We start from the raw sequence: 8,701 nt of genomic DNA, 5'->3' as shown, positions 1-8,701 counted from the left end.
AGTAAATTGCCCCTAGGCAGAACCCTTCGGGCAGCGCATGTTTGGCATTTATTCCACGTTATCGCCTATTTATGGGGAATAACCACACTTCATAGGCTCTGCCTTGCCTAAATACCAAACATACTGCTGCAAATTTAACCTCGAAAGATAAACAGGCCCTAATAACGATCAATTATAAATTGATCTGTTATCTAATTTTAGGGTCTAGCTCGCCGCTTAAGTATTTAAGGTGCATTTCATCAAGTGAAATTGGCTTAATTTTACTAGCCTGACCAGAAGTACCAAACGAGTTATAGCGTGCAACACAAATCTCTGTCATTGCTTTAGTCGCTTCGGCTAGGTATTTACGCGGATCGAAGTTAGATGGATTTAACGCCATATGACGACGAATTGCACCAGTAGATGCTAAACGTAAATCGGTATCAATATTTACTTTACGAACACCAAACTTAATACCTTCAACAATTTGCTCAACAGGTACGCCGTAAGTTTCTGGAATTTCGCCACCGTACTGATTAATAATTTCTAACCACTCTTGTGGAACTGAAGATGAACCATGCATCACTAAATGCGTGTTAGGAATACGTGCATGAATCGCTTTAATGCGGTCAATCGCTAAAATGTCATCTGTTGGTGGGCGAGTAAATTTATAAGCTCCGTGCGAAGTACCACAGGCAATTGCAAGTGCATCAACATGTGTTTTATTTACAAAGTCAGCCGCTTCTTCAGGGTCTGTTAGCATTTGCTCAGTGGTTAGTATACCTTCTGCGCCAACACCATCTTCTTCGCCAGCTTCACCTGTTTCAAGTGAACCAAGTACACCTAGCTCGCCTTCAACCGATACGCCACAAGCATGCGCCATAGCAACAGTTTCGCGCGTTACTTCTACATTGTATTCGTAGCTTGAAGGAGTTTTGCCGTCGCTCATTAACGAGCCATCCATCATTACTGATGAAAAACCAAGCTGAATTGAACGCTGACATACACCTGGCGATGTGCCGTGATCTTGGTGCATAACAACGGGAATATGTGGCCATTCTTCAACGGCTGCTAAAATCATATGACGAATAAATGGAGCACCAGCATAAGCACGTGCGCCAGCTGATCCCTGAACGATTACTGGGCTGTTTGTTTTGTCAGCCGCTTCCATTATTGCGCGCATTTGCTCTTGATTGTTAACGTTAAAAGCAGGTACGCCGTAACCATGCTCTGCTGCATGATCTAAAAGTTGTCGCATACTGATTAAAGCCATTGGGTATTCTCCAATTTATCGACAGTAGTTCCCTACCATCTAGTTTGAACGGATGTGTTAGTTTGGCGTTATAACAACGCCACGAAAAACCACTGCTTTGCAGTAATATTCCGTCTAAATTAACTATTAAATTAGGGTGAGAGGTATTTAATAATTAATTGTCGGTGGGGGCTATTACCCCCTCACCTTACGCTACTAAAATTACTTAGCGCGCGACTCTAGCATTTCAACTGCTGGAAGTTTTTTGCCTTCTAAAAACTCTAAGAACGCACCACCACCAGTAGAAATATAAGAAACTTTATCGGCAATGCCGTATTTATCAATTGCGGCTAAGGTATCACCACCACCAGCAATTGAAAACGCATTTGAGTTAGCAATTGCTTGTGCAATAGCACGTGTGCCATTACCAAACTGGTCAAACTCGAACACGCCAACAGGGCCATTCCATACAACAGTGCCCGCATTTGCAATAATTTTTGCAAGCTTGCTCGCTGTATCAGGACCAATATCAAAAATCATATCGTCGCTTGTTACTTCGCTTACATCTTTAAGCGTAGCTACAGCAGATTCAGAAAACTCATTACCAACAACTACGTCAGTCGGTACCGGAATTTCACCATTATTAGCAATCGCTGCAGCACATAAACGGTTCGCTTCATCCATTAAATCAGGTTCGTAAAGCGATTTACCAACTGGGCTACCTGATGCAGCAATAAAGGTATTTGCAATACCGCCACCGGTAACTAATTGGTCAACAATTTTAGAAAGTGAATCTAAAACGGTTAGCTTAGTTGAAACTTTAGAACCACCAACAATCGCTACTAATGGACGAGCTGGGTTATCAAGTGCTTTGCCTAACGCTTCTAGTTCAGCTGATAACAATGGACCTGCACATGCCACATCAGCAAATAAGCCAACGCCATGCGTAGATGCTTGTGCACGGTGAGCCGTACCAAATGCATCCATTACATATACATCACACAGTGCTGCAAGTTGCTTAGATAACGCTTCGTCGTTTTTCTTCTCGCCTTTGTTAAAGCGCACATTTTCAAAAACAACAACTTCGTTATCAGCAATATCAACACCGTTTAGGTAATCTTTTTCTAAACGTACAGTTTGCTCAAGGGCATCGTTTAAGTAATCAGCTACAGGTGCTAGCGAAAACGCTTCATCATATTCCCCTTCCGTAGGACGGCCAAGGTGTGACATAACCATTACTTTAGCACCCATCTCAAGCGCTAATTTAATAGTAGGTAGTGCTGCACGAATACGCGCATCTGACGTCACTTTACCTGCTTTAACTGGTACATTTAAATCTTCACGAATTAATACGCGTTTGCCGTTTAAATCTAAATCTGCCATTTTTATGACCGACATGAACATCTCCTTAGTTAACGATACTGAACCTGAAAAATACGTTTAAAATTATTATATTAATAAATTACTTATTCACTGCCATCATAGCACGCGCTGTGTCGAGCATACGATTAGCAAAACCCCATTCGTTATCACACCATACTAATAACTTTATCAGTCGTTTGTGACTAACACGTGTTTGTGTGCCATCAATAATACAAGAATGTGGGTCGTGATTAAAATCAACCGACACAAGCGGCTCTTCGGTATAACTTAAAATACCTTCTAAGCGGTCTTTTGCTTGTGCTTTAAGTGCGTTATTTACTGCGTTTAAATCTACATCAGTATTAACCGTTACACTTAAATCCATTGCCGTGACATTTATAGTCGGTACACGTACAGCTATGGCTTCAAAACGGCCTTTAAATTTAGGTAAAATACGGTCTATACCACGGGCGAGCTTTGTATCAACTGGAATAATTGATTGGCTTGCAGCGCGAGTACGGCGTAAATCATGATGATAACCATCAATCACTTGTTGATCGTTCATCGACGCATGAATCGTTGTAATAGCGCCCGACTCAATACCAAATGCATCATCTAATACTTTAATAACCGGCACAACACAGTTAGTTGTACACGAGCCGTTAGACACAATTGTGTGCTCGTTTTTAAGCTCATCGTCGTTAATGCCATACACAATCGTAGCATCAACATCGTTATCGGCCGGATGCGAAAACAACACCTTTTTAGCGCCTGCAGTAATATGTAACTGCGCATGTTCACGCGAGTGATAAACACCTGTACATTCAAGTACAACGTCTACATCGAGCGTTTGCCAAGGTAATTCAATTGGGTTTTCTTCACAAAAAAGTGCAATGGTATCGCCTGCAACACTAATGGTGTCTTCACCAAGTTTTACAGGAAAAGAAAAACGACCGTGGGATGTGTCGTATTTTAATAAATGAGCAATAGCTTCAGGATCAGCAAGTTCGTTAATCGCAACAATTTTTATATCGTCGCTCAAACCAGACTCGTATAACGCGCGGACAATATTTCGACCAATACGACCAAAACCATTAATTGCAAGTTTGATTGCCATGAAATATAAAATCCACTCTTTTAGCGTGCAGATAAAGGCAATACGCCTTTTAGATGGCTGTATTGTAATCGACCTTGAGCATTATTATAAGAGGGTAGCATTAGAAACTTTAAATTAAGGTTAAAGAGCTTACGCATTGCAAGCTCTTCGAGGGTTCTGACTTTTTAAATTAAGTTTTTTATACTAAATTTTTCAATGCGTTAATTATATCTTCTGGCTCAGAACGAGTACGATAATCAACATCAACATAACGCCAAGTCACTTTACCTTGTTTATCTAAAACAAAGGTGGCAGGGATCGGTAAAACACTACTATTGCCATTGTTAACCGACTCTAAATCTAGACCTCTGTCTACTCGCATATGCTCTAGTAAAAATGTGGGTACTTGCCATGCTACGCCGTAGCTTGCTGCTACATCGGCATTTTGATCACTCAGCACTAAAAAATCCATTTTACTTATTTCATCATCACTAAGTGAGCCATCGGGTACTTGTGGGCTAATAGCCACCAATTGTGCGCCTAATGCGTGAATTTCAGGTAAACGTGCTTGAAGCGCTTTGAGCTGTAAATTGCAGTACGGACACCAACTTCCACGATAAAAAGTAACAACCACAGGCCCTTTAGCAAGTAACTCGGTTAACTGCACCGATTGACCATGTTGATTTGGTAACTCAAAACTTGGTGCGCTTTGGTTTAAATCAATTGCATTAGCACCTTGTTGAAACGCTTTTGCTTGTGCAATCGTTTCATCAACACCTTTCATAAAATCAGGATTACCTTTACGCCCTGCTGCTATTTTTGCCTCAGTTTGTGCTTTTAACGTGTTATTTTCATCGCTCATTATATGGCTACCTTCAAATTAATCAAAAACTTAAAGCCAGCTTACATTATGAAAATGTATTTGAAATAAAAATTTTGGAGCGTGTTGACCTTTCAGGGTTAAATTTGTTCTATCTAGGGGCTATTTAATCGCGGCGCGAGATTTGAAACCTAGTGGGCTAAGTAAAAACTGAGCAACAAAGAGTGAGTTGTCCCTAGGACGAACCCAAAGGGCAGCGCATGTTTGGTATTTATGCTGTGTTATCGCCTACTTATGTGGAATAACTACACACCATAGGCTCTGCCTTGCTTTAATACCAAACATACCGCTGCAAATTCAACATCGAAAGAAAAACACGCCCTAACTTAATCATTTACTTCTAAATCAAACACCACGTTTATTGATGATTTAAAGCTTACCGTTTGTTGTAAATAATTTTTGCGAGCTTTAGGAAATGAATCGCTCATTGGATTTACTCTATCTATTTTTTTAACCGCTGCACCAAAGCCACTGTAAACGCTTTTTTGAGTTGAGCTAATAGTGCGTACTTCACCCACTTTTGTACCAAAGGAGTTAGCAAGCACATTTGCTTTTTCTTTTGCGTTATTAAGTGCTTGTTGTGTAGCTTGTGCTTGTAACAGCTCAGCTTTTGAAGATAAAAACTCAGTATTTTGAATCGCATTTACTTTTAAACTCAATAAAAAATCACTTAAATCATTCACTCTTTCAATATTTTTTAGTGTTACTTCAAAGGTCCTTATAGCTGCGTATTCAGCGGGAGCCTGATGCCCTGTTTCAATGTAATCCATACCCGTTTTTTCAACTTTAACACTTGAGGCGACTACATCATCGGCAGTTATTTCAAATTGATTTAGTCCGTCAATTAGTAAATTAACTTTATTATCAAGATCGTTCTTAGCTGCTAAAGGTTCGTTTTTAATACTTATAATTTGAAATAGTATTTTAGCGATATCAGGATTGGCAAGCACCTCTGCAGTACCTTGAACTGCAATATGGCGATTAGAAGGTAAGCTCGAATTAGCAAAAGTGATGAGTGGGAATAAGGTTAAGAAGATAGTAGTGATGAATTTCATGATCGTCCTTGAAGTGATTAGTTAGATAATGATTACGCAACCGTACCTATAATCATACAGGTAATAATAAAAGTAAACCGTCTATCATTAACTTCGGTGTTAACCGATAAGGCATTTTATCGTTGAGTTTCCCTGTCCTCTATCCAACCTACGTCAACTCGCCTACTTTTAGCTCTTTGCCACGGCTTATTTGATGGCACTGGGCTAGCAGTAACTCGGCGGTGGCTTGTGCATCGGTCAGTGCATGATGGCAATGATAGCTTGGTAACCCATAACGTGTGCGGCAAGCATTAAGGGTTAAATCATCTTGTTTTATTTCAGTTGAATGATGGAGTAAGCGCTTTTGTTCAATATGGAGTGTGTCGATTATGAGTTTAGGGCGTATAGTTATATTGGCATTTTTAAGCGCTATTTTTAAAAACCCCCAATCGAGCATGGCATTATGAAACACTAAAATACAGTCGCTAAAATGGCAGCTCAATTGCGTTAATATACTGCACAAGCTCTGTCCTTTTGTTATAGCATCGTCGCTAATTCCATGAAAAACAGGACTTTGCTCAAGGCTTTTTACGTCTTTATTTATAAGGTGCTGCGACTCGCTCATTTTTATACATTGGTTATCTATTATCACCCACGCTAGTGATACAATTTCGTGCTGTTTTGCATCAAGGCCAGTGAGCTCTAAATCAATCACTAAGTAACGTTGTTGTAAGGCATTTTTGCCTAGTAATTTACGGCGCTTTAAATACCGAGTGAGCAGCTTTTTTACCATGTTAGTAATCCATCATTATAAACTGCCGCGAGCAAACTTAAACGCGGCGGCTTGCTGCGCTTGTTTAACAAGGTAAAATGCTTCTTTTAATTGATGGCGCTCTAGTGAGTTTAATTTATTAGGATTAATACAATTACTCGGTAAGCCCTCTTCGTTTATTTGTGTACTCAAGCGAAGCTGCGTTAAAAATCGCCAGCAGTCTTTTAGGTTGTATATATCTTCTTTGCTGATCAGTTTGTGTTTTAGTAGTGCGTCCAATCGCTCTTGTGTGTTGGCGCGCTTAATACCCGCTTTTAAAGCGTATAACCGTACTATGTCGTTTATGATCACCACACCGCGTTTTTTTAAATCTATGTATTTGTCGTTTTTATCTGTTTTTTCGGTTTTAAATTTATTAAATAAACCAATAGGTACGTTGTTGTTACTTATGTCAGTTGCCATAGCAGCGTAAAACAAATCGTTACGCGATATACGAATTAACTGCTCGCAAAAAGCCGTGTATAAAGCGTTTGAACCTTCAATAAATCGCAAGTCAAAAAATATCTTACAGTTAAGCATTGCATTGGGTGTGGGGCTTTTTATCCATTTAAAAAAGCGCTCGCTCCAGTCGTTTACGCTCATTCGGCACTCATCGCTGCTTGCCATAATATTACCTGGGCAACGCCTAATGCCGCATTCAACTAAGTTTTCACATACAAACTCTCCCATGCTTTTAAAGTAAGCGTGTTGATCGGGGGTTAAGTCGTTAGGGAGTAATAAGCCGTTGTCTTGATCTGAATGCAGGGTTTGTTCTTCGCGTGCTTGCGAGCCAAAGCAAATAAAACTAAAGCTGGTTGGCGCTGCGCCATGCTCTTCTTGAAATAAGTGAATAAGGCGCGATGTAAGCGCATCGGTTAAACCACTGAGTAATTTACCAATTAGCGATATGTCGTCAATGTTGTACGAAAAACCACGCAAAAGTTCGGGGATTTCTTTTGCGTAGCGTTTTAAATCAGTAACAGTATGCGCTTTATATATGCGCCCAATAAGCTGTACGGGGTCGCTTTTTTGTTGGCGCAGTAAATCGGTGCTGGTTATCATCCCTATTGGGTTATGGTTTTCGTCAAGCACGGGTAAATGATGAATATTGTATTTAAGCATTAAGTGTAGCGCCGAAAACACCCGGTTGTTTTCAAATATAAACTTAGGCTTGGCGGTCATAATACTGCTTACTGCGTCTTGTGGATCGACCTCGTCGGCAAGTACTCGGTTACGTAAGTCGCGGTCAGTTACCACCCCTACTAAGTGCGCGTGCTGCGTTATCATTATTGACGACACACCATGCTCTTTCATTTTTTTAGCACTTTGCCTAATACTTGCATCGGGCGAAAGTGTAATTGCTGTGCGGGTCATCAGCTCTGATATTTTACGTTCAGACCAGCTATCGTTTTTACTTTTATAATGTGATGACAACAACCGGTTAGCATGAGCGCGTACAAAGTATTGCTCAAATGATTTATATTCTCTGCGTAAAAAATCAAAATGCGTTTGAGAGAGCATATACACTATGCCCTCTTTTTGTACTTCCAACCTATTTTGAATTGCCTCACCGGTTAACAGCGACGGAAAACCAAAATAGTCACCTTGCGCTAAGCGTGTAACAACATCGCCCTTGCCATCAACTAGGTCGTACAAACCAGAGCGAATTAAAAATAGTTTAGGGTTTTCACTTTGTAACCACTGAGTTTGGTTTTCGCGGGTAAGGTAAATAATATCAAGATGATTTACAAAGTATTCGCATGCGCTGCTATCAAGCAGTGTAAAAGGCGCTTGCAAACAAACGTATTGGGCTATTTCTTGTTGTTCTACACTCATTGTATTCGCTCTTTAAATGGTGATGTACCAATCTAATGTACTTATTTATTAAACAAATAAAAAGCCCGACTAAAGTCGGGCTTTTGGTGCTTTATGTTTTCTAAACTATATCTATAAATTATAGCCTAGTGGTCATGCGCTTCTGCAGACCCTTTAGGATTACGAATGCTTTCAACCATTTCTTGAATTTCAACCGGTGTAGGTTTAGTAAACTTAAGAACAATTGCAGCTACTGCAAAGTTAATAATCATACCAATTAAGCCTATACCTTCAGGCGAAATACCTAAGAACCAGTTTTCAGGGCTGTTTAGCTCTGGGCTAACAAACTTGAAGAAGATGATATACGCAGCGGTAAAGCCAATACCCGTTACCATGCCTGCAATGGCGCCTTCGCGGTTCATTGTTTTAGAGAATATACCCATAATAATTGCTGGGAAGAAACTCGCTGCCG

Annotated in this window: 7 protein-coding genes and 1 pseudogene; all 8 read right to left on the bottom strand. The window is 40.2% G+C overall.

Features of this window, described 5'->3' with window-relative positions:
* Positions 1-187: 187 nt before the first annotated feature.
* Positions 188-1,252, bottom strand: coding sequence for a class II fructose-bisphosphate aldolase (fba, locus tag L654_RS0101235; RefSeq protein WP_007377491.1), 1,065 nt, complete (start codon positions 1,250-1,252; stop codon positions 188-190).
* Positions 1,253-1,453: 201 nt separating this feature from the next.
* The gene (locus L654_RS0101230) at positions 1,454-2,629 is read right to left on the bottom strand and encodes a phosphoglycerate kinase (protein WP_007587175.1); all 1,176 of its coding nucleotides are present in this window, start codon (positions 2,627-2,629) and stop codon (positions 1,454-1,456) included.
* A gap of 64 nt (positions 2,630-2,693) precedes the next feature.
* Complete coding sequence (gene epd / locus L654_RS0101225; protein ID WP_007587176.1) at positions 2,694-3,710, bottom strand: erythrose-4-phosphate dehydrogenase; 1,017 nt, start codon at positions 3,708-3,710, stop codon at positions 2,694-2,696.
* Between the two features lie 178 nt (positions 3,711-3,888).
* Positions 3,889-4,551 carry a peroxiredoxin-like family protein gene (locus L654_RS0101220; RefSeq protein WP_024607007.1) on the bottom strand — a complete coding sequence of 221 codons (663 nt, stop codon included), beginning with the start codon at positions 4,549-4,551 and terminating at the stop codon, positions 3,889-3,891.
* Between the two features lie 344 nt (positions 4,552-4,895).
* Positions 4,896-5,624: an SIMPL domain-containing protein gene (locus L654_RS0101215; RefSeq protein WP_024607006.1), complete on the bottom strand. Its 729-nt coding sequence runs from the start codon at positions 5,622-5,624 to the stop codon at positions 4,896-4,898.
* Between the two features lie 148 nt (positions 5,625-5,772).
* Positions 5,773-6,396 carry a 3'-5' exonuclease gene (locus L654_RS0101210; RefSeq protein ID WP_024607005.1) on the bottom strand — a complete coding sequence of 208 codons (624 nt, stop codon included), beginning with the start codon at positions 6,394-6,396 and terminating at the stop codon, positions 5,773-5,775.
* A 15-nt stretch (positions 6,397-6,411) separates the two neighbouring features.
* Positions 6,412-8,250, bottom strand: a complete 1,839-nt coding sequence (locus tag L654_RS0101205; RefSeq protein ID WP_024607004.1) for a DUF294 nucleotidyltransferase-like domain-containing protein — start codon at positions 8,248-8,250, stop codon at positions 6,412-6,414.
* 125 nt (positions 8,251-8,375) lie between these two features.
* Positions 8,376-8,701, bottom strand: a pseudogene (locus L654_RS0101200) (cation acetate symporter); the annotation flags it as partial.

The organism is Pseudoalteromonas sp. TAB23 (genome assembly GCF_000498075.1).
GTDB classification, from domain to species: Bacteria; Pseudomonadota; Gammaproteobacteria; order Enterobacterales; family Alteromonadaceae; genus Pseudoalteromonas; species Pseudoalteromonas arctica.
Note: the sequence above shows the minus strand (reverse complement) of the source record. Positions and strands in the feature narration are given on the sequence as shown.

Bases quoted from the DNA above. Each gene is read 5' to 3' on its own strand.
- L654_RS0101210 (WP_024607005.1), bottom strand. From the start codon at position 6,396: ATGGTAAAAAAGCTGCTCACTCGGTATTTAAAGCGCCGTAAATTACTA.
- epd (WP_007587176.1), bottom strand. From the start codon at position 3,710: ATGGCAATCAAACTTGCAATTAATGGTTTTGGTCGTATTGGTCGAAAT.
- fba (WP_007377491.1), bottom strand. From the start codon at position 1,252: ATGGCTTTAATCAGTATGCGACAACTTTTAGATCATGCAGCAGAGCAT.
- L654_RS0101215 (WP_024607006.1), bottom strand. From the start codon at position 5,624: ATGAAATTCATCACTACTATCTTCTTAACCTTATTCCCACTCATCACT.
- L654_RS0101230 (WP_007587175.1), bottom strand. From the start codon at position 2,629: ATGTCGGTCATAAAAATGGCAGATTTAGATTTAAACGGCAAACGCGTA.
- L654_RS0101220 (WP_024607007.1), bottom strand. From the start codon at position 4,551: ATGAGCGATGAAAATAACACGTTAAAAGCACAAACTGAGGCAAAAATA.
- L654_RS0101205 (WP_024607004.1), bottom strand. From the start codon at position 8,250: ATGAGTGTAGAACAACAAGAAATAGCCCAATACGTTTGTTTGCAAGCG.